This is a genomic window from Pseudomonas sp. AU12215 (genome assembly GCF_001675465.2).
Classification (GTDB): Bacteria; Pseudomonadota; Gammaproteobacteria; order Pseudomonadales; family Pseudomonadaceae; genus Pseudomonas; species Pseudomonas nitroreducens.
Genome location: NZ_MACM02000176.1, coordinates 34,550 through 59,550 on the forward strand (window position 1 = coordinate 34,550; position 25,001 = coordinate 59,550).

Below are 25,001 nucleotides of genomic sequence, written 5' to 3' on the forward strand. Positions count from 1 at the left end.
AGATGAATATCCTGATTACCCATAACCGCGACTTATTGAAAAACTTCTTCAGTGCCCGCGCGGTAACTACCCTGCAGGGGCTTGGCAATGTACGGCTAAACGATAGTGACGAGCCCTTGCGGGGCGATGCGCTAGTAGCAGCAGCCAAAGATTGTCAGGTGATTATTTCTGATCGCCTGGCGCCGGGCGAGGCCTTGGTGTTTGCGGGTCTGCCGAACCTGCTGGCTTTTTTGCGCTGCGCGGTGGATGCGCGCAATGTCGATGTGTCAGCAGCCAGTGCTGCAGGCATCTTGGCGGTGCGTTGCAGCGCAGGTTACGCCGAGGCCTGTAGTGAGCTGGCCTTGGGTTTGATGATTGATCTGGGCCGCGGTATTACCCAGGCTGCCACACTTTATCATCAGGGCGTGCATCAGCAGCCGATGGTCTTTGGTCGCCAGCTTTATGGAGCCAGTGTAGGCATTGTCGGCTATGGCGCGATTGGTAAGCGCATCGCGGCCCTTTGTCTGTGTGCGGGCATGCAGGTGTCAGTCTATGACCCTTACGCAGAGATCACCGAACAGGGCATTGAAAAGGTGCGTTTTGAGGAGCTGCTGGCCTCCTCTGATTATGTGGTTGCCGCAGCCTACGCCACGCCCGAAACCATAGAGATGTTTAACGCTAGGGCGTTTGGCCAAATGCGCAAAGACAGCTTTTTTATCAATATCGCCCGAGGCATTCTGGTTGATGAGGAAGCGCTTTATCACGCACTCACCCGCGGTCAGATTCAAGGCGCAGGCCTTGATGTGGGGCGCGGCCTTGATGAGCAGCCGAATCCAAAAATTGCCGTGCTCGCCAATGTTATTGCTACCCCTCATGTTGCCGGGCTGACACCCGAGGCCAGTGATTACCAAGCCATGGAATGTGTGGCACAAGTCCAGGACTTGTTAGCCGGGCGTGTCCCTGCCTTGGCCTTAAATCCAGAACATGCCAGCCGTTTGCGGAGTTTTCACCATGCGTAACTTACATCTACCTGGCCGTTCCCCGGTACGTGCCCAGCGCGGCATGATTTCCACTTCTCACCCGCTGGCCAGCCAAGCCGGCCTGGATATTTTGCGCCGTGGGGGCAGTGCGATGGATGCTGCCGTAGCCGCTGCTGCGGTATTGGCGGTGGTTGAGCCGCAAGCCACCGGTATTGGCGGTGACTGCTTTGTGCTGTTGGCAGGTAAAGATCAAAAGGTGCGCGCCTTTAACGGCTCGGGCCGCTCGCCAAAGGCCGCCACCCTTGATTGGTATCTGCAGCAGGGCCTTGATGCCATTCCCGGTCGCGGTGCGCATAGCGTGACGGTGCCGGGTGCGATTGATGCCTGGTGTCAGCTTTTGGATGAGCACGGCGTTCTGGCACGTGAAGAAGTCTTTAAAGACGCGATCTTCTTCGCCCGCGAAGGTTATGTGGTGGCCGACAGAGTGGCGGGAGACTGGGCGCAAAACGAGCCGTGGCTGAAAGAAATCGACAATGCGCGTCGGGTGTTTTTACCTGAAGGCCGCGCCCCCAAGGCTGGCGAAATTCATCGTCAGCCCGAACTAGCCAATACCTTGGAGGCGATTGCCAAATTTGGTCGCGATGCCTTCTACACCGGCGCTATCGCCGAGGATATGGTGGAGGCGCTGCAAGCTGGTGGCGGGCTGCACACGCTGGCAGATTTTGCCGAGTGCCGGGGCAATTATGTCGACCCTATTAAAGGTAGTTACCGTGGCTTTGATTTGTATCAGGTGCCACCCAATAACCAAGGCTTAACAGCCCTACTGATGCTGAATACCCTGAGCCACTTCGATTTGAAAGAGTTGCATCCTGAGAGTGCCGCACGCCTTCATTTGGAAGTTGAAGCCTCGCGTCTGGCCTACCGTGAGCGTGATCTGCGCCTTGCCGATCAGGCGTCTATGAACACATCGGTGGAGCAACTGCTGGCGCCTGAAGTGGGCGAAAAAATGGCCCGGGGTATTAACCTTAAAGCGACAGGCGAGCTGCCTGACTCGGTGCTGGATCACTCGGATACGGTGTATCTGTGTGTGGTGGATGAAAACCGCAACGTGGTGAGTTTTATCAATTCAATCTACAACGAGTTTGGAAGTGGTGTGGTTGCTCCAAAATCCGGTGTGCTGTTGCAAAACCGTGGCAAAAGTTTTCGCCTGAGTCCTGAACATCCGAACGTTATCGCCCCGACTAAACGGCCCATGCATACCATTATGCCGGGTATGCTCTGTAAGGACGGTCAGGTGATTGCACCACTTGGCGTGATGGGTGGAGACTACCAGCCGGTGGGGCAGGTACATGTTCTGACCAACATCATCGACTACGGCATGGATGCGCAAGAGGCAATCGATGCGCCACGAGTGTTCTTCGAGAACGGTGTGGTACAGGTGGAGGCGGGAGTCAGTGCTGATACCCGTCTGGGCCTTGAGGCGCTTGGGCATAAGCTGGTCGATTCACCCAGCTATAAGCCGCTGGGCGGCGGTCAAATTATTCTCATCGATCCTCAAACCGGCACCCTGACTGCCGGTTCTGATCCGCGTAAAGATGGTTCTGCCATCGGCTACTAGCAGTAGTGACTCACGGTGGGCTACCCCGCACTATTAACCCGGCAATCAAATACACCAAATCATGCCGCGTAGGCGATACGTGGATGCCGGAAATAAGAACGGATTCTTTGGGGGTGTAATTGCAATCGTCTCATGACCGAGCGAACACGCCCTTCCAGTTCGTCCTGATTACGCGCCGGCAAGCCCGTACGAACCTGATGTTTCAAATCACAATTCAGATACTCGTCAGGGTTCAACTCCGGGGCGTAGGCCGGCAAGAAGAACAGTTCGATTTGCTCTTTGCGGTCGCCAACCCAGGCGCTCACCTTTTTGCTGTGGTGTACGCGCAGGTTGTCGAGAATCAGGAACACCTTGCGGCCCTGAGCATCGCGAATCAGGCGACTCAGGAAGCGAATCAGCACTGGGGCTGTCAGCGTTTCCCGATACAACATGAAGCGCAGTTTGCCCCGATTGGTCACGGTGGAAATCATGTTGGTGGAAAAACGACTGCCGCTGACCAGGCGCACCGGCGTTTCGCCAATAGGGGCGTAGCTGCGGCCAGCATGGCTGTCACTGCGCATACCGGTTTCGTCGCCCCACTGAATCTCACCATTCTCAGCCTTGGCCCGCTGTGCGATGCGTGGATATTCATTATCCAGCCAGTACTGAACCACTTCAGGTTTCTGCTGATAAGCCCGATGCAGTGGTCGCAGCGGGGTGTAGCCCCAACGCTTGAGGTATTCACCAACCGTTCGAACCGGCATGAGAAAACCACAGCGCTGGCGGATCAGTTCTCGCACCGCATCACGCGTCCAGAGCGCAAAGCCGAGCTTGAGTTGGTCGGGCATCTTATCGGTCATCAAGGTGCGAATCAGCACTTCCTGGCTGGAGCTCAAACTGCGGCGATCACCCTGGCGCACACCACGCTGGCCGCCGGCTATGGCAGCCTTTTCGCCTTTATGTTCTGCGACCTGCGCCCAGTGAGCAATAGTGCGGGGGTGAACACCAACCGCTTCGCCAATAGCCTTGTAGGTGTAACCCTGCTCACGCATGCGTAGGGCCGTAGAGCGCTTTTCACGTTGTTCTTGGGGGCTGAGTTTGCGGGCATCTATTTTCATGGAGATAGATTATCCAATATGCCCTATTTATTTGCCATGTTAATAGATCGGAATGACTGGCATCTGTGTACTCAGCCCGAATCGCCTCACGGCATCAGCGCCGTGGATCTCCAGTAATTTTCCGGTCAAAAAAAATGCGTAGGGAGCTTGGAATACAAGCGTACAAGCGACCGTTGCCCGAAATGACACCCGAAATTATCTCGGAGCTCGGGGGCCTTTCCGACGCAGAGATCGCCCGACGGCTGGGCGTGTCGGTGAGCTATATCCGCAGCGCGCGGATAAATATGGAGAAGGGCAGCCAGCAATAGATGCAGGTCCGACACTGATAGAGGGATAGGCAGCCAAACGGAGTGTCTGGCTGCTTCTTACCGGCTCATGTTGTCTCCAGCGCTGCGCGCATCCATTTCGGCATTCTGCAGGCCACTATTTTGCTCAGGTCTTCGGGGCTGAGAGCTTTTTTGATTACAGCAACACACTCCGGCGTAGTACCACCTTTGCCGAGATAAAACAGAGCGCTGATGGTCATCCCCACTTTAGTTCCTGCGCACTGCATCACCATCGGAGCAGCATGCACGAGCCTGATCTCGGCCTTCCCCACAAATAGCGATCGGCTGGGGCCGCTCGTGTAATAGATCGGAATGACTGGCATCTGAGTACTCAGCCCGAATCGCCTCACGGCATCAGCGCCGTGGATCTGCAGCTTCCAACGGTTCTGCCTGGCAATCAGATTCACCAAGTCCGAAGGCCCAGGACGATGAACCCGACCGGTGTACTGGCTGTATTTCGGCCGCATGTAGATGCCACGATACACATGCTCAAGCTCGCCACGGCGAACAAGTTGGGCGACTGCCTTGGAGATGGCCGAGCTCGAACCAAGCTCTGCAAGACACCTGATGCTGAAAGGCCTCCCCTTGCGCAGATGCTTCAGCCGCTGCGCGACGAGGTGAGACACCGGCGGTTCAAAGTCTGGGCGGGACATCGCTATCGAGTCGACTCCAGCGACGAGCAGAGCAGCTGCTGGTGGAAGGCGATCACCCGCCGTCGGTATTCATCTTCAAGCGCTTCGTTTACCAGACATTCCTCAAGGCGCCCCAGCGAGAAAATCTGGTCGGCAGATGGATAGTGCCTGAGCAGGCTTTTCGCATAGCTGCGGATATCCTGCGGTAACCCCGAATGACGGGAGAGTTCACGCAGGAACTCCTCTGTTTTGACGATGGCGCGTGTTCTTTCGTAAGGGAGGGTCAATCTCGTTATCTCCTGGTCATGAACTCAAAGCCCCGGATAGCTCGCTCACCATCGTCCACCACACAGCGCGTAGTTCAGCGCTGCGGCCATTGGGAGATCCCATACGGCCCAATCCTGATCAGCACCTGCGATCCTGATCGTGCTCCGTCTCGGCCTCCTGCTGTTCCATCCACTTGGCCAGGCCCCATACCGTGGTTCCCAGCGCCAGCAGCAGCCAAAGCAACCATTGAGGAACTTGATATTGGGCGCTTAGCCAGAGACCTGCCCCACCGCAAAGCATCACCACGAAAAACCATCTCATCAGCGTGCGCTCCCGATTACTTACGAGACACACGGTAACTCGATGTTCCGCTGCGCTAACGCAGATGCCGCAAATTTCGTCAGTTCCCAGATTAGGAAATGAGGGTTCATTTGACTATTTTGGCGAAGGTGTTCCTGTGATCCAAGGCGCTCGGCAAATTCCGGTGGATGCAAAACTGGGGCGAGCGCTGGATTCCCGTCGCCCTGTAAACCGCGCAGTAAGTGGTGAATCTCCCTGTGTCGCTGTCTGACCGGAATGCTGTGCGCAGGCAGTCAACCAGCCCCGACCATACGTTCCGACGCAACCGGAAATAGCCGAGCGCTCCTGGTCGCGTCATCAGACCGGAATCTGGCGAGCGCGAGATCGCGGCTCGGCCGTGGTGCAACTCAATTGACCGGAATTTCGTGAGCGCCCCGACCTGCAGGGCTTTCAGCTGARCGGCATCCTGAGTGCSGGCAGTCACCCAGYCCCGACCATACGYTCCAGCGCAACCGGAACAGCCGAGCGCTCYTGGTCGCGTCATCAGACCGGAATCTCGTGAGCGCCCCCGACCTGCAGGGCTTTCAGCTGAGCGGCATCCTGAGTGCGGGCAGTCACCCAGCCCCGACCATACGCTCCAGCGCAACCGGAAACAGCCGAGCGCTCTTGGTCGCGTCATCAGACCGGAGTCCGGCGAGCGCGAGATCGGCTCGGCCATGGTGCAACTCAATTGACCGGAAATCCGTGAGCGCCCCGGCCTCCGGCGCTTTAAGTCGACCGGAATCGTGAATCGCCCTTAGTCTCGTCGACGAGATGAAAAGACTCGTTGCAGACCATCGCTGAAAACCGGCCGCCTAAAGTGATCAACGTTGGAATTTTCAGAGAAGGAATATCTGAAGACTGTGGTTTAAGGGTAGGCGGTCTCTGGATTACAGGGCTATTGAGCCCACCGCCAGCCGCTCTATACAGGGATCTTTCGAGCCCACTGCTCGATAGCGCGCTCAACTTGTTCCTTTGGCAGGTACTCCTGCTCAAGACGTCCTCGTTCTTGCACCAGCAGATACCGATAGAAGTCCGCTTCGTCAGCCAGCAAACCAGGCGGTGCCGAATCCAGAGCTTTGGTCGGCTCGACGACTGCGCTCACCGGTGAGTGCTGCTCAAACAGCTCTTGCTCCATCAATAGTGCTTCGACTGCTGGTTGATGGAGTCTCGCTCGCGCCAGCATCAGCAAGCCCCAGGTATCCATATCGCCCCAGTATGCGATCTGTTTCCCGGCCAGGTGCGCGGACGCTAGCCACTGCAAATCGAGTCCTGAGCCCAGCACAGCCAGGGTTTCCGGTAAGTTCTCAGGCAGCAAGTGAATGCATTGCTCATTTTCCACCACGAGCAAGCGCGAACCGGGAAGTGCGGTCTCGGCCAGTTCCGCAGTGGTGAGCCTGAGCCGCTTGAAGGGCAGCAGCCCAGGCTGAAGAGGAACGACCAGAACCCAGTGAGCGCTTTCTTCATAGGCATCCAGAAACGTCGTCAGGCCTTGTTCGGACGCCGCGCCTGCGAAGCGCTCGTCGAGGAGCCTGGTCAGCAAGCTGGCGTTGCGCTCGAAAAACTTGGTGTCCACGCCATGCTCGGCAAGCAGGCGCAGCGGACGGCCTCGGGCACAGCCTGGCGACAAGCGGGTGGCGAGTTGCGCCGTGGCGACGACTTCCTCAGGCATCTTCGTCAACCACAGGCTGCGCTGGGCCACCAGCAGCGCATGAAAGGCACTGTCGACCTGCTCGACCAGATACTCGAGTTGAGCGTATTCCTGGCTGACCGCTGGATCGCCGGTCGCGGCAATCCATTCGGTGGGGCTGCGCAAGTGCCAGCGCATCGGCAAGGAAATGGCGTCCAGCCCTGCCCGGTAGCTGACGGGCTCCCAGTCGACCGTCCCCACCTTCACGCTCCGCCAGCTCTCCACATGGCGGAGCACCGCCTGGATGTTGTCAGCGAACAGGCGTGCCGAAGGCTTGCCGATGTTGAGGCTTTGCGGCCAGCTGGCGGGATTGAGCAAGCGTTCCAGGCGCACGCTGGAACGCTGCCATTGCCTGGCCAGGTTGTGGCCGATGTCAGTGGGCGACTTCATGCATGGCCTTGATGCGCTGTTGATGATGCTCATCCAACGCTTCCCAGCTCAGGGAAACCAGACTGGATTCCACGCCGCGCCGATGAACGACGACGGCCGAACGCGTATGGTGGCGCAACAGGCGCATTTCCTTGTTGGGGGTAATGAAGACAGCGTGCAGGCCGAACTCCCTCAGCGCCGCGATGATCCGACCGGCCACCGCATGGGAGCTGCGCGAGAACGCCTCGTCGAGCACGATGGTGCCGAACAACGGCCGGCTGCTGCCGTCGGGACAGAGCGCATAGCTGAGGGAGGCGGTCAGCACATAGGAGGCGATGATCTCCTTCTCGCCACCACTGCCGCCCTGAGAACCTGTGCGGGTCTCGATGACATTCCTGCTTTCGCGATCGACCACCGATACCGCGAACTCCAGGCGGAAGCGCGGATCCAGCAGTGCCTTGGCGCCCTGATTCCTGCTGTGTTCGCAGGCGTCCTTGAGCAGCCCGACGAGCGCCTGCAATGCCTTGTAATGGCTCTCGCCTTCATCATCGATGAAACGCGCCGAGTTCAGTTGGCGCTGAGCCTGTTGCAAGGTGCGCAGGCTTTCGTGGATGACCTTTTTCGCCACCAGGCGCAGATAGCGTCCGGGCTGAAAATCGACACGCTGCATCGTACTGTTGAGGTCATCCAGGCGCTCCTCGATCATCGCGACTTCATGGTCGATATAGCTGAGCAGCTGGGTGACGCCGTCATCCGAGGAACGATTGAGGTATTCCAGGAAGCGCTTGAGTTTCTCGGGCAGGGCTTCCTCGGTCAGCACGCGCAGACGCTCCAGATACTTGGGTACGTCCACCAGCTCTCGCCCGACTTCTGACAGTGCACCGGTGTCCACCTTCAGGGCGTCGGACATGCGTTTGGCTAGCTCCGATTTCTGGTCGCCCAGTTTATCGCCGAGCGCTTTGAGCTGCCCTTGCAGCTCACGCGTATGCTGGCGCTCCAGTTCGACAATATCGCCGAGGTCATCTGCCGCCAGGGTCGGGAAGTGCGCTTGCGCCAACTCACGCTGCGTATCGCTCAGCCCCTTCTCGGCGCCGCGATAGGCCTTACGGGTAGCGGATGCGGCCTGCTCGAACTGCATTTTCAACTGACCGCACTGCTCGATAAGTCGTTGCCTCTGTCGGTCCAGAGAGTCCAGCAGCACCTCGGCTTGATCCAGCTCGGCCTTGAGCAAGGCGAGGTCGGAATCGGGGCGCGTCAGAGTCTCGAGCTGCGCACGCAGCGACTCCAGCTGACGCTCGGCGCCCGGCAGATCAATCTCCTCGAACTGCAGTTCTTCGACGCGTTGCAGCAGCGAAGCCTGACTCTCCAACTGGCGGACAGCGCCCTGGGCGGTATCCAGGGCCAGCTTGGCAGGGGCGAGCTGTTCATCGACCTCGCCAATCTGCTCAGCCAGGAAGGCCAGACGGTCGCGGTTGTCGAAGCCGGTCAGCCAGCCTTCATCCAGGCGCTTCTGGTCCTGCTTGTCGAAGAAGCGTTCCTTACCCGACATCAGCCCCTGGGCCGTCATGGCGTAAGGGGTATGACGCAATTGCTCCGGGCTTTCCACACAATGTCGGTCGTTGTCCGCCAGCAGTGCCTTCACGGCTTCTCGGTACGGATGCTCCTTGAAGGTCAGCTTGCGGGTAAAGCCATCGTCGAAGAACACGGGGCGCGACGACGGCTCCTTGACCTCCAGCAAGCGCACATGCAGGCGGTTATGCCGTTGGTTCACCCAACGCAGTGCAGCCTCGGACGCGCCCTGCGGCACCAGGATACGCAGCCGGTGGCTGCCGATTGCCCGCTCGATGGCACCCCGCCAGGCCAGTTCCTCGGGCTTGACCTGCACCAGCTCGGCGACGAAAGGCAGGGCCGCTTCATCGACGCCAAGCGCCTGCGCCAGATCTCCTCGAAAAGCATGGAAATGCCCGGGCAGGTTCGAACCTGGCCGTCTCTCCACCTCGGCACGCTCCTGCTGTAAGGCCTGCAGGCGGCCATTGAGCTCCTGCTGGACGAGACCCGCATCGAACGCCGTTTGCCGCGCGTCAGTAATCTGCTGGGTCAGTATTTCCAGGCGCGCCGCGATCTGCTGCTGATTCTCCTCGAGGGCTGCGGCCGATAATGCCTCCGCCAGTCCAAGCCCCTTGGCCAGGCGCTGGTACTGCTCGGCCTTCAGGCGCCGCTTATCGCACTCCCTGAGCCAATCCGCGATGCGCCCGCGTAATTGATCCAGCCCTGCGCCACCTACGCGCAGGTAGCGCTGACGATGTTGATCGACCACGCTCTTCTGAACCTCAAGCTGCTCCCTGCATTGCTCCTGATCCAGTTCGGCCTGCTTGTGCTCCTGCTCGAGCCTGTTGGTTTCGGCCAGCCACAGGCGATGACCCTGTTCGGCGAACCAGACCGGAAGAATGCCTTCGAGCGCCTGTTTATCCTGCAACTGTGCTTGCAAGGCCCGGTAACGCTCCCAGCCATCGGCGACCGGTTGCAAGGAGCGCTGCTGCTTTCTGGCGGTTTCCAGTTCCCGGTGGATGTCGGTCAGATCGTCGAAGCTGCTGGCGACCTCGGCGGCCCGCGCGAAGGCAGAGCGGTCATCGAGCACCAACTCGCGAAAGATCTCGTCGATGCTATTGAGTTGTTTCAGGCCGGCAGCGCGGTTGAGCAAGGTGAAGGCGTTTTCACCGACCTCGAAGTAATCCCTGAGCCTGGCCAGGAAGGTTTTCTTGCTCGGATAAGACCAGATACCCGTCCCATCCTTTTCCATCTGGCGCAGCGCCCGCATGCCGCCCGCGTGATGCTGGCCGAGCCAATGCTCCAGCGTCTGTTCGGTGGACTCGCTCAACAGCCACAGTTTTTTCAGATCGGACGCCGAAGAGCTGGTGCCCTCGAACCAGAGCACAGCGCCCAATCGAACCTGCGCACCGTCACGCTCGAGCGTGGCGGCAATGGCGGTGACCGTCTTACCCTGGCGCGCGATATGAGATTGCTCTACACCTCCGTCTCCAGGTCCGGTAACCCCGCGCACATAGGACACCAGATCACGGTCGCTTTCATGCCCACCTGTGGAAGCCAGGTTGTAGCGCGGGTTGGCGCACAGCAAGGTCATCAGCGCATCCACCAGCGTCGTTTTACCGCTACCCGTTGGGCCGATCACGGCGGTGCCTGAGGGATCGATCTCGGCACGGTGATAGCCCTGAAAGCCGCCCCAGTTATAGAGTTCGATGCTGCTGAGAATGAAGGTCTCGCTGTCACGCCAGAGCAGTGCTTGCTTCACGCCTCGTCCTCCTCAGCCGCGGCAGCCGGGGTAGTCGCGCCCTCCACCTGCTCGCGCAGCCAAACCACCAGTGCCTGCAGGTTCTCCGGGTTGGCCAAGTGGGTAATGATGGGGCGGATGATGACGCGGTCATGGGCGTCCAGAGCCGACACCAAACCATGCCCCTTGAGCTGATCCAGCAGCGTGATGACGCGATTGCGCTCCTTCGCCTCACTGCCCAGCTCGCCCAGGTAAACCTGCAATTGCGGAATCAGCTCATCAACAGCTACCAGTGCCTGAGTGGCACCCGTACCGCTTTCCTGTTCGTAGGCGATGAAATGCTGGCGCAGAATGGCGATCAGCAGGGACTGCTCCAGGTTCAGCCTTTGCCTGCGCACAAGGGGGTGCGACCAGTCATCCTGCTCGGCTACCTCGCCCTGGCGAACGGTAACAAACACCAGCCCGCGAACCTCGTCGACCCCCATGGCCAGGTCGAGGGGTTCCAGGATTGTGTCGACCGCCTCGATATTGGCAAGCGCCGAGCGATACAGATTGGGCTTGTGACTTTCTTCCAGCAGCCCGTACTTGAGCATTTCCTGTACGGCCTCACGTACCCGTTGCGGCGTCCGGCGCTCATCGACCTGAACAGCGGCGCTCATAAGAGGCTGTTCATCATCCATGCCGTCATCCAACGCTATGGCCTCCACCGTCAGCTCCGTTTCGTCGGCGCCAGAGGCGCCTGCAATTCGATCGAAGATCCCTGCCATGCTCACAACTCCCAATCGATGTCCTTGAGTGCCTCGTGGTCGAGTCCGACATAAGGCAGATTGAAGCGCCAGCGTTGCTCATCCTCGTCCACCAGCTCCACGAGCTGACGTTCCTCTGTCAGCACCTCGATACCTGCCTCGCGCGCCATCGCCAGCCAGAGCGCAAAGGTTTCCAGGTCGTGAACAGGTGGAAGCAAAGACGCAAGCTCCACGAGACTCACGGGGCGACCCTGCTCCACCAGCACAGCCAGGGTGTCATGAATCAGCGCTTCACGATCCAGCCCGTCGAAGGCATCCCAGAAGTCATCATCAATCTGCTCCAACCCCGCAGGCTTCAAACTCAGATCCAGCTCGCCCGTATCATCGTCATCCAGAGTCTTGAAGCGGAGACGCTCGATTGCTGGGACACCGGTAATGGCTACACCAACTGGTGGTAAACATGCAGGCTTACGGCGTTCTGACTGGCGTTGCCAGTCGACGCTGAGCGCTAGATTGAAGAAGTCGTTGAGTAACTGTCCGACGCGATGATGCTCGGCGGCCAGCCCCGTCTTCATGAAGCCACGAACATCGCGCTCGCTTCGGGCGCGCGCTTGGAGCACAGCCTGCGACTCCCGAACCAGGCGTAACGCCAGCCAGCGCAGCTCACGTTGCTGGGGACGATTCAGCGCCTTTGGAACCGCTGGATGACGAAGGATGGTGCGCAAGCGCTCACGCATGGTTTCCAGCTCAGCGGACTGCCTCAGTTGCTGCTGGAAACTTTCGAAGACACGCCCCTCCGGAGTGTTGAGTAGAGCATCTTGCCCGTCCAACAACCGATCGACGACTTCTCCACGGTGAGACTGCTCGCTGATGATGGAGTGTCGAAGGGCGCGATCCGCCTCGCGCCAAGAGTCTTCAACTCGTCGAAAGTCTGCGCGCAGGCTGGTGGCCAGGTTATATACCTCGCGTATGCCCTCTATCGCCTGCGCTTCATCCAGCACGACGACGTGGCCAGCTTCTACCTGCGCTAGCTCGTGCTCCAAATCCTGGATTCGGCGGCGCAGGCTGGCAATACGGCCAGTTGGGCTGGGGTTCAGACCCGTTTCCAAGTTTTCGATCTCGCGCTGAACCACCGAAAGGCGAGATGCTGTGGAAGTCATGATCCGACTATCCAGCGAATCTACGAACTGGATGGCTGACTCCAGCGCGTCGGTTGCGTAGATACGGCCCTCTCGCTCTACGACGAGGCGCCGCTTGATCCATTCACGAAGTTCACGACCTGCTTGGAGATGCGTTGCATCCGGGTCGATTTCGTAAAGCTCCTGGCTGGCATAAGCAGCCAGCATTTCGGACAGCGCTTGCAGCGCATCCTCCATGGGAATCCCATCGTGCGCCCGCTCGAACAGCGTGCGCAGGCAGCCCAATACGAGCGGAGCACGCCGTGAGGCGAGCAAAAGCCACGCAGGGTGCTGGCTGCGGGCGGATACATAGCGTTCTGAACGCTGTTGCGCGCTTTCTTCCATGACGGCCACATTGACAAAAGTTGTCTGAGAGCGAGCTTACCAAGCTAACCCGCTGCCTCATGATACGTATTTGTCCTGGCGGGTGGGCTCCGTTTAATGGTCCGCAGGGGCGGTGTCATTTGAATAGAGCGAGTGAAAGGCCAGGCCAGTCGAGGTTTAACGATTTATTCCGGGGGCGCACGCTGGGTATTGGCGATTTGGTGGAGGGTTCTGTCGTCACGAGGGTGTATTTGGCTAGTTCGGCGAAGGTGTCCCAGTGAGCACTTGTGGCGGCTCAGTGGTTTTTGCAGGACTGCCACCGACATTCTGCGGTAATCGAGTGCAGCCACGGTGGCTACAGAGCGAAGTCTCGATGACCTATCAGTGAGCTGCTGGTGGATTAGCTGAGTGCGGCATGGGGATAGTGAATTTCCCCGGTGGTATTCCGTCGTTTCCTACTCAAAAAGAGCGGCGTCAGTTTAAAGGCCCAAGTGAGCTTTCACTGGCTTGGTTGCTGTGCCGTAGGCTGGGGCGTTGTAAATCAGGGGGGACAGGTAGGGCCTGTTGTTCTGGCCGGTACACGTCCTGGTGCTACGGCTACGTGAAGAGCTGTCAAGCAATCTAAAGGCATTCACCTGAAAGACACTGCTGGCTCAGCCAGCGCAAGCCACTCAGACCTTAACGAGACGCGTATCCAGGCCGAAGCGCTCTTGGCTGATCATTCGATACCTGCCCTCGGCCAGCTCGCGACTGACAAGCAAGTTCCAAGAGTGGCGAGTGACGGCGGATGGGATGAGTACGAACGGATGCTCGGCCAGCAGGGCGTCTGCAAACTTCTGCTGGTTAGGTGAAGCGGATGCACTCGTCAGCCAGATAGGATTGGGAACATCTTCAGGCTGTACGACCTTGATAAGGCTTTGATCGAGCACTTCGAAGCATGTGAGCACATGCGCAACCGTATCCAACGCATCGAAGCCGACATGCACCGCCACCTCCAGGATGGCGGTTGAGGGATCTGCCGATGCGTACACAACGTTTCGCCCCGGAGCGTTCCAGCGGCCACCCAGCTTGTGGGCACCAATGCCACTGTCCCAGGTGTCCTTGTAGAGCTCACGGTCGAGGCGCCATGCGTACCATGAGCCAGACCAGGGAAATGGGTTCACTGATAGACCCCGTACTCGATGCGCTCCAGATAGTCCTCGACTGCCTGAAAACCCACTGGGTTGTCGATAACGTCCAGCGGCACGTCACCGTCCAGATACTTGCAAGGGCGCCCTAGCCATTCTTCGGCCAGCTTTTGAGTGCCGAATACATTGATCGCGTGCTCCAGCACCTTCGCGTACTGAAATGCCACGGCGCTCTGTTGGGAGTTGAGGTGTGCTGGTTGCTTGCTGCCCTGGCGCTGAATCGTCCTGATGGACTTGCCCACAATGCGACTCATGATCTTCTTCGTCGAATACAGATCAGAAATCGCAAGCATGTCTTGCACGTCTTTCAGGTCGAAGCCTTTGACCGTGAGCCTGTAGACCATGACCGGACTGAGCTGGTCAGAGTCACTTTGGAAAAGGTATTCCGTTGGCCTACGGGCGGCGGGTGCTGCCTTGCGGGTGCGAGTGCGAGTGTCGGCGGAAACCATAGAGCATTCCTCCAGATGCGACATATGGCATTATTGTAGCGTCATTTGGCGCATCATGCAGCGGGTAAGTGCCTGGCATCTGGTATCGCTCTGTTCGTGGTCTGAATCGATTGAGCGCATTCCTGACGCCCCATTCCGGGTGCTCGTTCCCGACTTGCGCAGTTGAGCTGCTCGGGTGAGTTTTCGTCCACCGGCAGCAATGGCTGGGTAGACGCGTTCGTTACCTCTCCCTGAGCCTGCCCGCTCTTTGCTATGCTGCCGGCCTGCGCCGCGGGACTTAGTTGGCAGCGTGCCACTGCCTCCCCCTGCGGACATCTCATCCAACCGTCTTCTGGAGCCGCGATGAAACATCACGTTGTGATCGAAGACTGGGACGGCGATGGCGCCATTCGCCTGCCTGACGACGTTCTACAGGAAATGGGCGTCGACGTTGGGGACACGCTCTACCTCCTTGAGGAATACGTGGGTACGACCCGCTGTCTGGTGCTCAGTAAGTCACCGCGCATTCCTGATCGCGTTGATGAACTGGTTGGCCACTGGGAGTCGTTTGGCGAAATCTCTGCCGAGATAAACGCCAAGGACGAGTGAGCTAACTGCTGCACTAACCCCGACGCATCTTGCACGGCTTTGGCCCCTGCGAGAGTAGAGTCTTCCACCAGAAAAGCATCGCTAACTTTAGGGCTTGCGCACTCCTGAGTTGCCTATATGTAAAGCAACAGCCGAGGGCAACAGAACAGGTTTGTGTGGACGCGGGAAAGCCCAAAGCGGCAGGTGTTACTTGATCGTGTTAATGCCCACTGCGACCTTGACCATGCTGGGCTAAGTCGCTTCCCGTAGGCCACCAGCCGCTTGTAGAAACTCAGGTTCGGTGAGAAGACGGCAGGACGAGCTAGGGGCTGGCTAGGTGTCAAAAAGCGCTGGGCCACATTTCTTTTTTTGTGCCCTAGATAACCACCCTTAGATATCGCTAAGAGCTATAAACTGCAGGCAGTTAGATAAGGCCAAAGCTTTGCGGGACGGCACTTAGAGGCATTTTTGAACGCTTGCCACCAACCAAGATTCCTGTACCGCATTACCCTCCGAAGGAGGGGTCGTGGGTTCGAATCCCGCCTGGTGCGCCATCTGCCTTGTTTCGAGTTGCCTCCGGCAATCTGCGAAACCGCCTGAAAGGCCCGCTCTTAGCGGGCTTTTTCGTTTCTGCCTGTAAAGCCTTGCGCCGCTTGCCGGCGCCCCACTGTGCGAACCGGGCATCCCGGCAGGCCCGGAGGCGAGGGTTATCCTCGGCGCCCGACGATTCCTCTTCACCACCCAAGGTTGTATAAGCCTTGCGCCATCGCGCGCGAAAAGGACAAACCGCCCCATGCTCCGGCTTCTGCTGCCAGCCCTCCTCCTGGCCCTTTCCGGGTGCGCCACCCAACCTCCGGCGCACCCCGAGAACCTCTGCGAGATCTTTCGCGAAAAGCCGAAATGGCACGAAGCGGCGCTGAAGGTGCAGAAGCGCTGGGGCGGGACGATCCAGGTGCCGATGGCGATGATGTACCAGGAGTCTTCCTTCAGGCACGACGCCCTGCCACCGCGCTATTACTTCCTCGGCTTCATTCCCTGGGGCCGGGTCAGTTCCGCCTACGGCTACGCCCAGGCCAAGGACGAGACCTGGGCGGACTACAAGAAGGAAGCGGGAGGCTGGGGCGCCGACCGCGACGACTTCGCCGATGCGCTGGACTTCATGGGCTGGTACATGAACAAGACCTACAGCGTGAACCGGGTCTCCAAGTGGGACGCCTATGCCCAGTACCTGAACTACCACGAGGGTTGGGGCGGCTATCGGCAACGCAGCTACGATGCCAAGCCATGGCTGAAGGCGACGTCACAGAAGGTCCAGGCTCGCGCCTCGCTATACGGCGTCCAGTACAAGAGCTGTGAACAGGAACTGTCGAACAGCGGCTGGTTCTAGCAACCCCGAATGTTCGCGCGACGGTGCAGGGGCGCTCAGCGCCCCATGATCCGCTGATATTCGTCGCGGTATTCCTCGTATGGCAGGTTGCGCCGCTGCAGCTCCATCAGGCGCTGCTCCTTGGTCAATGGCTGGGAGACATGGGCGACCGTTTCCGCCGCGGTGGGCGAAACCGGCTGCGGCACGGCCTCCGGCGGCTGCGCCGGCGTGCGGGCAGGCAGGCTGCGCGACGGGCGGGCGACCAGCAGGGCTCCGGTGATCTCTTCGACTATCTGCTCGGACACGGCGCCGACTTCGGACGAACTCATGGAACGGAACAGATCACCATCGGCTTCGCTTTCGTAGCGCCGCGAGGCGAGCAACTGGCCGGTCAGGCCATCGTGATAACGCACGGTGGAGGTGATCCACTCCTCACCGTCGCTGCTCGTGCGGTTGTTGGCGCTATGACCGGCGCCCACTTCGATCACCACCAGGGTGGACAGGGTATCGGTGGCGCGCGGTTCGCCATCCTGCTCGGTGAGCTGGTAGTCCGCCGAATCCGCCTCGTCACGCAGCGCCTCGCGCCAACTGGCTTTCAGCGCTCCCCAGCGCGGGTTGGCCGCTACCGTGGCGTCGGGCTGGAAATTCACCACCATCACATGGCGGGTGTCTCGATAGAGGGAGATGGGCGCGGTGCGGTCATCCCGGCGGACGTCCGAGGAACATCCGCAAAGCAGGGAGACGGCCAGGGCGAGCGTGACGTAGCGCATGGTGCTTTCTCTTTATTGTCTGGCCGGCATTCTGCCAGCCAATCATGACGCCCGGATATCGTCCGGAGGTCGGTCCTCTACCAGTCCTCGTCATCCAGGCCCGACTGATACTCGTCCGCTTCCTCGTCGCCGTCCTCATGATCGTCGGGCTGATCCTCGAAGAACGCCGCGTCCTCCTCCAGCAGGCCGTCGAGGTCGTCGTCGAGGTCCAGAAGATGGTCGTGTTCGGGCTCGTGGAGGTCGAGATCGTCGTCAGTCATGGCCGGTCTTTCGTGGGGGGAAACGGGGAAGGGAATCACAGTATAAGTCGCGTCGCGGGCGGATGACGCTGTCGTGACGGCGGACGCCGCTTTGCGGCCTTGCCGGATCGCGATTCGTCCACGATTCTCTATGAACCACGGGCATCGCGCCGTGAACGACGAACAGGGGGTAGGAATGAAGACTGTGGCTCAGCTGTTGAACGCCAAGGCGGACCAGCAGGTTTACACCATCGCCCCGGACGCGATGGTGGTCGACGCGTTGCGCCTGATGGCGGAGAAGAACCTCGGCGGCCTGCCGGTGGTGGAGGCCAACCAGCTGGTCGGCTTCTTCAGCGAGCGCGACTACGCCCGCCGCCTGGCACTCAAGGGGCGCAACTCGGAAGACACGCCGATCAGCGCAGTAATGACCGCGCCGGTGATCACCGTGGACACCCACCTGAACGTCGACAAGTGCATGGGCATCATGACCGAGCGCCACCTGCGCCACCTGCCGGTGGTCGAGAACGGCGAACTGCTCGGGCTGCTGTCCATCGGCGACCTGGTGAAGGCCGCCATCGCGGAACAGGCCGAGCTGATCCAGCAACTGGAACAGTACATCCGCGGCGAGTGATCGCCCGGCGGTCGCTCAGCGTGCGGCCGCCGTTTCCACGTCACCACTGCGCATGTCGACGATGCTCAGGCACCCGTCGGTATAGCCGCTGCCCGTGTCGATGTAGTGGGTGTTGCCCAGCGAGCGCACGGCACTTTGCGCGGTATGGCCGACGTACAGGCGCTCCAGCCCGGCGATGGCAGTCGCGTCCTCTTTCTCGATCCGCGTACGCGCCCACATTGCCAGGCCAACGGCGTTGCGCCGGGCGCTGTCGCCCAGTTCGCCGGCCAGCGCGGCAACGCCGCTGCTCCAATCCGGGAAGGCCGGCGAAACCGGCGCCTCCGCGTGGACGATGCCGATACGCTGGCCTTCGTCCAGCTCGACCTCGATCACCAGTGGCAATTGCAACAGACGCCGGGCGATGCGCTCACGGGTCACCGGCGTGAGCTTGTACAGCCAGGCGCCACCGTTACGGAAATGCAGGTCGAGGTCCTCGCCAGCCAGCACCACGTCGATCACCAGTTGTTCGTGGTTGCCGCGTACCGAGGCGAACCAGGGCTTGGCCAGCCAGTCGAGCACCTGCGGCGAATAGGGACCGCGGTCCACCAGGTCGCCGGCGGCAAACAGGCGGTCGGCGGATGGATCGAATCCGACCCGGTCGAGCAAACGCTGCAGCAGTTCGAAATGGCCGTGCACATCCCCCACCACGAAATCGCGCCCCAGCTGGTTACGCGGGAAGCGTTGCAGAGGCTGCTCCGGCAAATGCGTGTTCATTGCCAACTCCAGGGCTTTCGAGAGACCAGCTTATCAGCTGCAAATGGCGTTCCCGATATCGTTCGACGAAAGCCTCAAGCGCCAGCTGACTCGCTGTTGCCCAGGCAGCGGCGGCCCAGCATGCACTGCTGCCACAGCAGCACAGCCGCCGCAACGATCTATAAAAATACTTATATATCAGTACTTTAATATTCAATCAGAAAGCGGTACGGATGTTGCGATGTCCCCAGCAGCCTTCCGGCCTTCATCACGCGTGAGCCAGCACAAGAGCAACGCAATAACAGCTTCATGCCTTGCGGCGACGACCGAGCACCACAGAGCCAGCCGTCCTTTCGCCGCCCTCCTGGGGACACCATGTTCAAACGCAATACCCTTTCCCTCGCCATCCTGGCGAGCCTCGCCAGCATCACCGTGCAGGCTGCCGACGGCGATACGCAGAACAAAGAAGACAGCGGCGCCGCAACGACCCTCGGCAAGGTGGTGGTGACTGCACAGAAACGCGAGGAGTCGGTACAGGAAGTGCCGGCGCCGATCACCGTGCTGAGCGGCGAGAAGATCCGCGATTCGTCCCTGCAATCGGCCAACGAAGTCACCCGCTATACCCCCAACGCCTCCGCCGGCACCACCGACGGCCACGGCCGCCCGCGCTGGTGGATTCGCGGCCTGGGCACCGGCGACCAGGGCGCTAACACGGTGAGTCCGATCGGCATCTACGTCGACGACGTCTACATCGCCAACATCAGCGCCACCGGTTTCCCGCTGTTCGACCAGGAACGCGTGGAAGTGCTGCGCGGCCCGCAGGGCACGCTGTGGGGCAAGAACACCACCGGCGGCGCGATCAACTTCATCTCGCGCAAGCCGACCTTCAGCCCAGAGGGCTACTTCAAGGTCGACATGGGCAATTACGCCAACCGCATCGTCGAAGGTGCGGTGAGCGATGCGCTGGTGGACGACAAGCTGGCCGGCCGTGTGTCCTTCCATCACCAGGGCCGCGACGGCTACACCGAGAACAAGAACGACGGCAACGACCAGGGTGCGCTGGAAGACGACGCCGTGCGCCTGCAACTGGCCGCGCGGGTGAATGACAACCTGGACGCCAACCTCAACGTCCACGCCCGCCACTACCACGACACCGCCAGCTACAACACCGTGAGCTACGGCACCCGTCCGGACGGCACCAACCAGTTCGGCTACTCCATCGACCCGAAACTGGGCAAGGCCAACTTCAACGCCAAGTACCAGGCCGAAATCGACCAGGCCGGCAGCAACCTCAATCTCGTCTGGCAGCTGGGCGAGCTGGAGCTGACCTCCATCACCGCCTTCGAACACTTCACCCGCGACGGCTGGACCGACAGCGACAACACCCCGCTGGAACTGCAGCGCAGCTACAGCTATGCCGACAGCCAGCAATGGTCGCAGGAACTGCGCCTGGCCTCGCCGCGCAGCGACCGGCTGAACTGGGTGCTGGGCTTCCACTACTTCAACGAGGACCTGGAGTCGAAGAACGCCAACGCGGCGCTGCCCAACGTCTACGTGCCCAGTTACTACAACAACGTCAGCTACGACCAGAAGACCGAGAGCTACGCCATCTTCGGCAGCACCACCTACAACTTCACCGACGACTTCAGCCTCACCGCCGGCCTGCGCTGGACCCGTGAAACCAAGGACATCGACCTCGAGCGCCTGGTCAACCGCGGCGCGGCGAGCTTCGGCGATGGCCACTGGTGGCAGCCGGGCAACGTCGACTCGCCGCTGATCGTCAACGCCACCCAGGACGAGAGCAACACCTGGAGCGACTACAGCTGGGACCTGACGCCGGAATACCGGATCTCCGACAACGCCCGCGCCTACTTCCGCTATGCCCGTGGCTTCCGTTCCGGCGGCTACAACGCTGGCGTCACCAGCCAGGCCACCGTGGCCAAGGTCGATCCGGAATACCTCACCTCCTACGAGCTGGGCTTGAAGTCGGAATGGTTCGACGGCCGCCTGAACGCCAACGCCAGCGTCTTCTACTACGACTACAAGGACATCCAGCTCAACATCGTCACCGCGGTGAACAACCAGACCGTCTCGCGCCTGGCCAACGGCGCCCAGGGCGAGGCCTACGGCGCCGAGTTCGAGCTCGAAGCCATCCCGGTGCAGAACCTGCACGTCAACTTCGGCCTGGGCCTGCTGCACACCGAGTTCACCGACTACACCTCCGGCCCGAACGATTACTCCGGCAACCACTTCGTCCGCGCACCGAACGTTTCTGCAGTCATCGGCGCCGACTACCGCATCCCGCTCAACGTCGGCGGCGCGGTGGTACTGGGCACCGACTGGAACACCCGCAGCCGCCAGTACTTCTTCACCAACGACCAGAGCCAGAACATGCGCACCGGTGGCTACACCCTGGGCAACGCGCGGGTGACCTACGAACTGCCAGGCGAGACCACCCGCGTCACCGCCTACGTGAACAACCTCACCGACAAGGAGTACCGCAACCACACCCTGCCCACCGGCTACCAGACCGCCGCAGTCATGTTCGGTGATCCGCGCACCTTTGGCGTCTCGGTCACCACCGACTTCTGAGTGAGGACAAGACCATGAACCTTCTGCATCGCGCGCTGCGCCGGCTGCTGCCGGCCGCCACCGTGCTGCTCGCAGGCTACGCCCTGGCCGTCGAGCAGCCCACTACCCTGCGCATCGCCACCGTGGCCTACGCCAACGCAGGGCAAATCACCTTCAACGGCCCGGCCGCCGTCATCGACCGCGACAAGTGGCTGGAACAGCAACTGGCCCAGCGCAACATCAAGCTCGAGTGGGTGCCCGCGACCACCGGCTCGGTGGGTACCTTCGTCAACGAAGAGTTTGCCAACAAGCGCATCGACTTCGCCTTCTATGGCGACCTGCCGTCGATCATCGCCAACGCCTCGGGCGTACGGACCCAACTGATCGTCCCCGGCGGCATCGGCAACAACGTCTACCTCGTGGTGCCGCCGGGCTCCACCGCGAAATCCATCGCCGACCTCAAAGGCAAGCGCATCGCCCTGCACCGGGGCCGGCCGTGGGAGCTGTCGTTCGCCAAGCTGCTGGAGGCCAACCACCTGGGCTTCGAGGACTTCCGCATCTTCAACCTCAACCCGCAGGCCGGCGCCGCCGCGCTGAGCGCCGGGCGGGTGGATGCCTTCTTCACCCTCAGCGATGCCTTCCTGCTGGAAGACAAGCAGGTCGGCCACATCATCTGGTCGAGCAAGGAGGCCCCGGCCGACTGGAAGATGCGCGCCGAAGTCTGGGGCGCACGGGACTTCGTCAAGGATCATCCCGACCTCACCCAACTGGTGGTGGACGCCTACCTGAAAGCTGCCTGGTGGGTCTCCCAGGACGCCAACCAGGCGGCCTACCAGGAAGCGCAGTCGCGCTCCGGCGTGCCGCTGAGCGTGCTGCAGCGCGAGGTCTCCGGCGAACCCTGGCCCGCGCATTTCTCGCCACTGTACGACGACGCCTTGCGCCAGCATTACACCGACGGCATCGCCTATAGCCTCAAGGCAAAACTGATCCGCAACGAGGTGAAGGTGGATGACCTGCTGGAACCGAAGTTCGTCGAGCATGGTTTGAAGAATCAGCAGCTCGAGGGATTCTGGAAAGAGCAGGCAAAAACCGTCGCCAGCCAGCCCTGATATTCCTGAAGCCACTCCAAACAATAAGGCCCCGTTATCGGGGCCTTATTGTTTTGTCGAAAACTTCCAGGAACAACTGTTCATAACAAGTAGTTGCTCCAGCACCACGTTATACGCAGTTGCTGCAGCAACAGCAGAAAAACACCCAGAAACTGGCTTAAACCCCTCTAAAACGCATGGCACAGAGCTTGCTCAAGATTGCTCACAACGTATTTAAATCCCCGAGCGACCGCCATGAAGCATGCAAGAGAGTTCCGTTTCAAACCGCTGGCCATAACATTATCCAGCGCTCTTTTATTAAACGCGGAAGTTGCACTTTCCGATAATTCGAAATCCCCGGAAGGCGTCACATTGAGTACCGTGACCGTCCAGGGACAAAGCCAGGAAACCCAGGTCGGCGATGCCCGCAAGGAAGTCGCCCCAGTCTCCAAGGGCACCCTCACCAAATCCCAGCTGGAAAAGTTCGTCGGCCTCGACAGCGCCGTCACCGGCGCCCTCAAATACCTGCCCGGCGTGCACGTCAGCGGCGGTGACAACAGCGGCATCACCGAAGGTGGATTGAACATCCGCGGCTTCTCCCAGGACCAGATCGGTTTCGTCCGCGACGGCATCCCGCTCAACGACCCGCAGTTCCTCACGCCCCACGCCGATTTCATGGGCGACCCGGAAAACTACGAGTCGGTGTCGGTGCTTTACGGCTCCTCCTCGATCAACGCCCCGACCCTTACCGCCAGTGGCGGCAGCGTGCTGATCAAGTCCGTCGCGCCGACCAGGGAAAGCGGTTTGCTGGTGAAGCAGAACGTCGGCAGCGACAGCCTGTTCCGCACCTTCGCGCGGGTCAATACCGGCGAGGTGAACGGCTTCTCCGCCTGGCTCTCGGCCTCGCGCACCACCGCCGACCTGTGGGACAACAGCGGCGGCGAGCTGTCCTCCAACCGTTACGAAGGCAACCTGCAGTACGAGTGGGACGGCAACCGCATCAACGGCATCTTCTCCAGCTTCCTGATGCGCACCAACAGCTACAACCACCCGACGCTCGCCGAGTACCGCGCCAACAAGTACGACCAGGGCTACCCGCGCGACATCTACCCCACCAAGGGCAACGGCACCAACGGCGTGCCCGACGTCACCGTGCCGGGCCAGAGCGCGGCGGCCTCGCGCGCGGACTTCAAGATCCAGACGTATGCGCTCAATGGCCTGTTCAACCTCTCCGACAAGGTCCAGCTGAAGGTCGACCCGTACTTCGTCCGCGTCACCGACGGCACCGCCGCCGTGGCTGTGGTGCCGGTCAATGAGAACAAGGTCAACGCCGATCTCAACGGCGACGGCGACCGCATCGATCCCCTGGTGACCGGCGCGCTGAGCGTCTACCCGACGCAGTACCGCATCGGCTCCACCAACACCCTGGACTTCCTGGTCAACGACGATCACACCCTGCAACTGGGCCTGTGGACCGACTACACCCACGCGCGCAACCAGTTCCCGGTGGTCGAGATCAAGGGTAACGGCAAACCCGCCGGCATCGACGGCAGCCACAAGCTGCGTGACGGCAATGGCAATGCCATCTACTTCACCGACCAGCGCAACGAGATCACCACGCAGAAGCTCTGGGTGCAGGACACCTGGGACATCACCTCGCAGCTCGTCCTCACCGGCGGCCTGGCCTGGCAACACACACAGAACAAGGGCGACAACCGCCTCAGCGGCTTCAGCGACAGCGCCGACTACTACCGCTTCCTCCCAAGCCTGAGCCTGGCCTACCAGCTCGACCCGCAACAGCAGCTCTACTACAACACCACCTCGAACATGCGCACCCCGGCGGTGGCGGCGGTGTACGGCCAGGCTAACGGCGGCGACAAGCAGAAACCGGAAGTCACCTGGAACCAGGAGATCGGCTGGCGCTACAGCACCGATGACGTGCTGCTCAGCGCGGCGCTGTTCTACGACAAGTTCAAGGATCGCCAGGCGGCGTTCGAGGAAGTCTCCGGCGTCACCTCCTACTTCAACGCCGGCGACGTCACCACCAAGGGCCTGGAGCTGTCGCTCAACGGCCTGCTGCCGGCGAACTTCAACTACTTCGCCTCCTGGAGCTACCTGCGTTCCACCCAGGGCGACGACTACAGCGCCGGCGGCACCAGCCTCGACACCCAGGGCAACCAGCTCTACGACACCCCGCGCAACCTGTTCAGCGCCGGCATCGGCTACGACAACCAGACCTTCTACGCCAACTTCCTCGGTCGCCACACCGGCAGCTTCTACGGCGACCTGGCGAACAACGAGAAGATCGGCGGCTACACCGTGTTCGACGCCAACCTGGGCTACCGCCTCAAGGACCTGGGCAGCGCGCTGAAGGAAACCACCCTGACGCTCAACCTCAACAATGTCTTCGACAAGCACTACCTGTCGGGCGTGAACTCGGGGACGGTCTCTGCCGACCCGGCCGACGGCGACTTCTATGGCGCGCCGAAGTACTACAAGGGCGCCCCGCGCGCTCTGGTCGCCGGCATCTCCGTCGGCTTCTGATCACCCTGCACGCGCCCGGTGCG

At 60.6% G+C, this 25,001-nt stretch carries 21 protein-coding genes; 8 read left to right on the forward strand and 13 right to left on the reverse strand.

Annotated features, from left to right (window positions below):
- Nucleotides 1-2 precede the first annotated feature (2 nt).
- Together A9513_RS29720 and ggt are read left to right on the forward strand one after the other, a co-directional pair.
- The gene (locus A9513_RS29720) at nt 3-998 is read left to right on the forward strand and encodes a D-isomer specific 2-hydroxyacid dehydrogenase family protein (RefSeq protein ID WP_023083522.1); all 996 of its coding nucleotides are present in this window, start codon (nt 3-5) and stop codon (nt 996-998) included.
- Complete coding sequence (gene ggt, locus A9513_RS29725; RefSeq protein ID WP_023083523.1) at nt 991-2,577, forward strand: gamma-glutamyltransferase; 1,587 nt, start codon at nt 991-993, stop codon at nt 2,575-2,577. The genes A9513_RS29720 and ggt overlap by 8 nt, the downstream gene beginning before the upstream one ends.
- A gap of 59 nt (nt 2,578-2,636) precedes the next feature.
- On the opposite strand, the gene A9513_RS29730 is transcribed toward ggt, so the two are convergent.
- From A9513_RS29730 to A9513_RS29775, 10 genes are all read right to left on the reverse strand, one after another.
- Nucleotides 2,637-3,674: an IS630-like element ISPa47 family transposase gene (locus A9513_RS29730; protein ID WP_023083524.1), complete on the reverse strand. Its 1,038-nt coding sequence runs from the start codon at nt 3,672-3,674 to the stop codon at nt 2,637-2,639.
- Nucleotides 3,675-4,047: 373 nt separating this feature from the next.
- The gene (locus A9513_RS29735; RefSeq protein WP_023083525.1) at nt 4,048-4,653 is read right to left on the reverse strand and encodes a DUF6088 family protein; all 606 of its coding nucleotides are present in this window, start codon (nt 4,651-4,653) and stop codon (nt 4,048-4,050) included.
- 2 nt (nt 4,654-4,655) lie between these two features.
- Nucleotides 4,656-4,919 (reverse strand): BPSL0761 family protein, encoded by a 264-nt coding sequence (locus A9513_RS29740; protein ID WP_023083526.1) that lies wholly within the window; start codon nt 4,917-4,919, stop codon nt 4,656-4,658.
- 118 nt (nt 4,920-5,037) lie between these two features.
- Nucleotides 5,038-5,220, reverse strand: coding sequence for a hypothetical protein (locus tag A9513_RS29745; RefSeq protein ID WP_023083527.1), 183 nt, complete (start codon nt 5,218-5,220; stop codon nt 5,038-5,040).
- Between the two features lie 940 nt (nt 5,221-6,160).
- Nucleotides 6,161-7,351 carry a Wadjet anti-phage system protein JetD domain-containing protein gene (locus tag A9513_RS29750; protein WP_255302905.1) on the reverse strand — a complete coding sequence of 397 codons (1,191 nt, stop codon included), beginning with the start codon at nt 7,349-7,351 and terminating at the stop codon, nt 6,161-6,163.
- Nucleotides 7,302-10,607, reverse strand: coding sequence for an ATP-binding protein (locus A9513_RS29755; RefSeq protein WP_083196256.1), 3,306 nt, complete (start codon nt 10,605-10,607; stop codon nt 7,302-7,304). Before A9513_RS29755 ends, A9513_RS29750 begins: the two co-directional genes overlap by 50 nt.
- The gene (locus tag A9513_RS29760) at nt 10,604-11,353 is read right to left on the reverse strand and encodes a DUF4194 domain-containing protein (RefSeq protein WP_169917819.1); all 750 of its coding nucleotides are present in this window, start codon (nt 11,351-11,353) and stop codon (nt 10,604-10,606) included. Before A9513_RS29760 ends, A9513_RS29755 begins: the two co-directional genes overlap by 4 nt.
- A gap of 2 nt (nt 11,354-11,355) precedes the next feature.
- A complete protein-coding gene (locus A9513_RS29765) occupies nt 11,356-12,855 on the reverse strand; it encodes a DUF3375 domain-containing protein (protein WP_083196257.1) in 1,500 nt (499 codons plus the stop codon).
- A 650-nt stretch (nt 12,856-13,505) separates the two neighbouring features.
- Nucleotides 13,506-13,997, reverse strand: a complete 492-nt coding sequence (locus A9513_RS29770) for an RES family NAD+ phosphorylase (RefSeq protein WP_003294183.1) — start codon at nt 13,995-13,997, stop codon at nt 13,506-13,508.
- A complete protein-coding gene (locus A9513_RS29775) occupies nt 13,994-14,470 on the reverse strand; it encodes an antitoxin Xre/MbcA/ParS toxin-binding domain-containing protein (protein WP_003294185.1) in 477 nt (158 codons plus the stop codon). The genes A9513_RS29770 and A9513_RS29775 overlap by 4 nt, the downstream gene beginning before the upstream one ends.
- A 342-nt stretch (nt 14,471-14,812) precedes the next feature.
- Here A9513_RS29775 and A9513_RS29780 point away from each other — a divergent pair, with 342 nt between their 5' ends.
- A complete protein-coding gene (locus tag A9513_RS29780) occupies nt 14,813-15,058 on the forward strand; it encodes an AbrB/MazE/SpoVT family DNA-binding domain-containing protein (RefSeq protein ID WP_003294186.1) in 246 nt (81 codons plus the stop codon).
- Nucleotides 15,059-15,830: 772 nt separating this feature from the next.
- The gene (locus tag A9513_RS29785) at nt 15,831-16,424 is read left to right on the forward strand and encodes a hypothetical protein (RefSeq protein ID WP_065086289.1); all 594 of its coding nucleotides are present in this window, start codon (nt 15,831-15,833) and stop codon (nt 16,422-16,424) included.
- A gap of 35 nt (nt 16,425-16,459) precedes the next feature.
- Here A9513_RS29785 and A9513_RS29790 read toward each other — a convergent pair whose 3' ends face one another.
- On the reverse strand, nt 16,460-17,173 hold the full coding sequence (locus A9513_RS29790; RefSeq protein ID WP_037014652.1) for a hypothetical protein: 714 nt from the start codon (nt 17,171-17,173) through the stop codon (nt 16,460-16,462).
- Between the two features lie 77 nt (nt 17,174-17,250).
- On the reverse strand, nt 17,251-17,433 hold the full coding sequence (locus A9513_RS29795; RefSeq protein ID WP_024766386.1) for a hypothetical protein: 183 nt from the start codon (nt 17,431-17,433) through the stop codon (nt 17,251-17,253).
- 175 nt (nt 17,434-17,608) lie between these two features.
- On the opposite strand from A9513_RS29795, the gene A9513_RS29800 reads away from it, so the two are divergent.
- A complete protein-coding gene (locus A9513_RS29800; protein ID WP_024766385.1) occupies nt 17,609-18,043 on the forward strand; it encodes a CBS domain-containing protein in 435 nt (144 codons plus the stop codon).
- Nucleotides 18,044-18,058: 15 nt separating this feature from the next.
- Here A9513_RS29800 and A9513_RS29805 read toward each other — a convergent pair whose 3' ends face one another.
- The gene (locus A9513_RS29805) at nt 18,059-18,796 is read right to left on the reverse strand and encodes a metallophosphoesterase (protein ID WP_065086290.1); all 738 of its coding nucleotides are present in this window, start codon (nt 18,794-18,796) and stop codon (nt 18,059-18,061) included.
- 354 nt (nt 18,797-19,150) lie between these two features.
- On the opposite strand from A9513_RS29805, the gene A9513_RS29810 reads away from it, so the two are divergent.
- The 3 genes from A9513_RS29810 (at nt 19,151) to A9513_RS29820 (ending at nt 24,978) form a co-directional block, all read left to right on the forward strand.
- A complete protein-coding gene (locus tag A9513_RS29810; RefSeq protein ID WP_024766383.1) occupies nt 19,151-21,367 on the forward strand; it encodes a TonB-dependent receptor in 2,217 nt (738 codons plus the stop codon).
- 14 nt (nt 21,368-21,381) lie between these two features.
- Nucleotides 21,382-22,455 (forward strand): ABC transporter substrate-binding protein, encoded by a 1,074-nt coding sequence (locus A9513_RS29815; protein WP_065086291.1) that lies wholly within the window; start codon nt 21,382-21,384, stop codon nt 22,453-22,455.
- Nucleotides 22,456-22,815: 360 nt separating this feature from the next.
- Nucleotides 22,816-24,978, forward strand: a complete 2,163-nt coding sequence (locus A9513_RS29820; RefSeq protein ID WP_255302906.1) for a TonB-dependent receptor — start codon at nt 22,816-22,818, stop codon at nt 24,976-24,978.
- Nucleotides 24,979-25,001 lie beyond the last annotated feature (23 nt).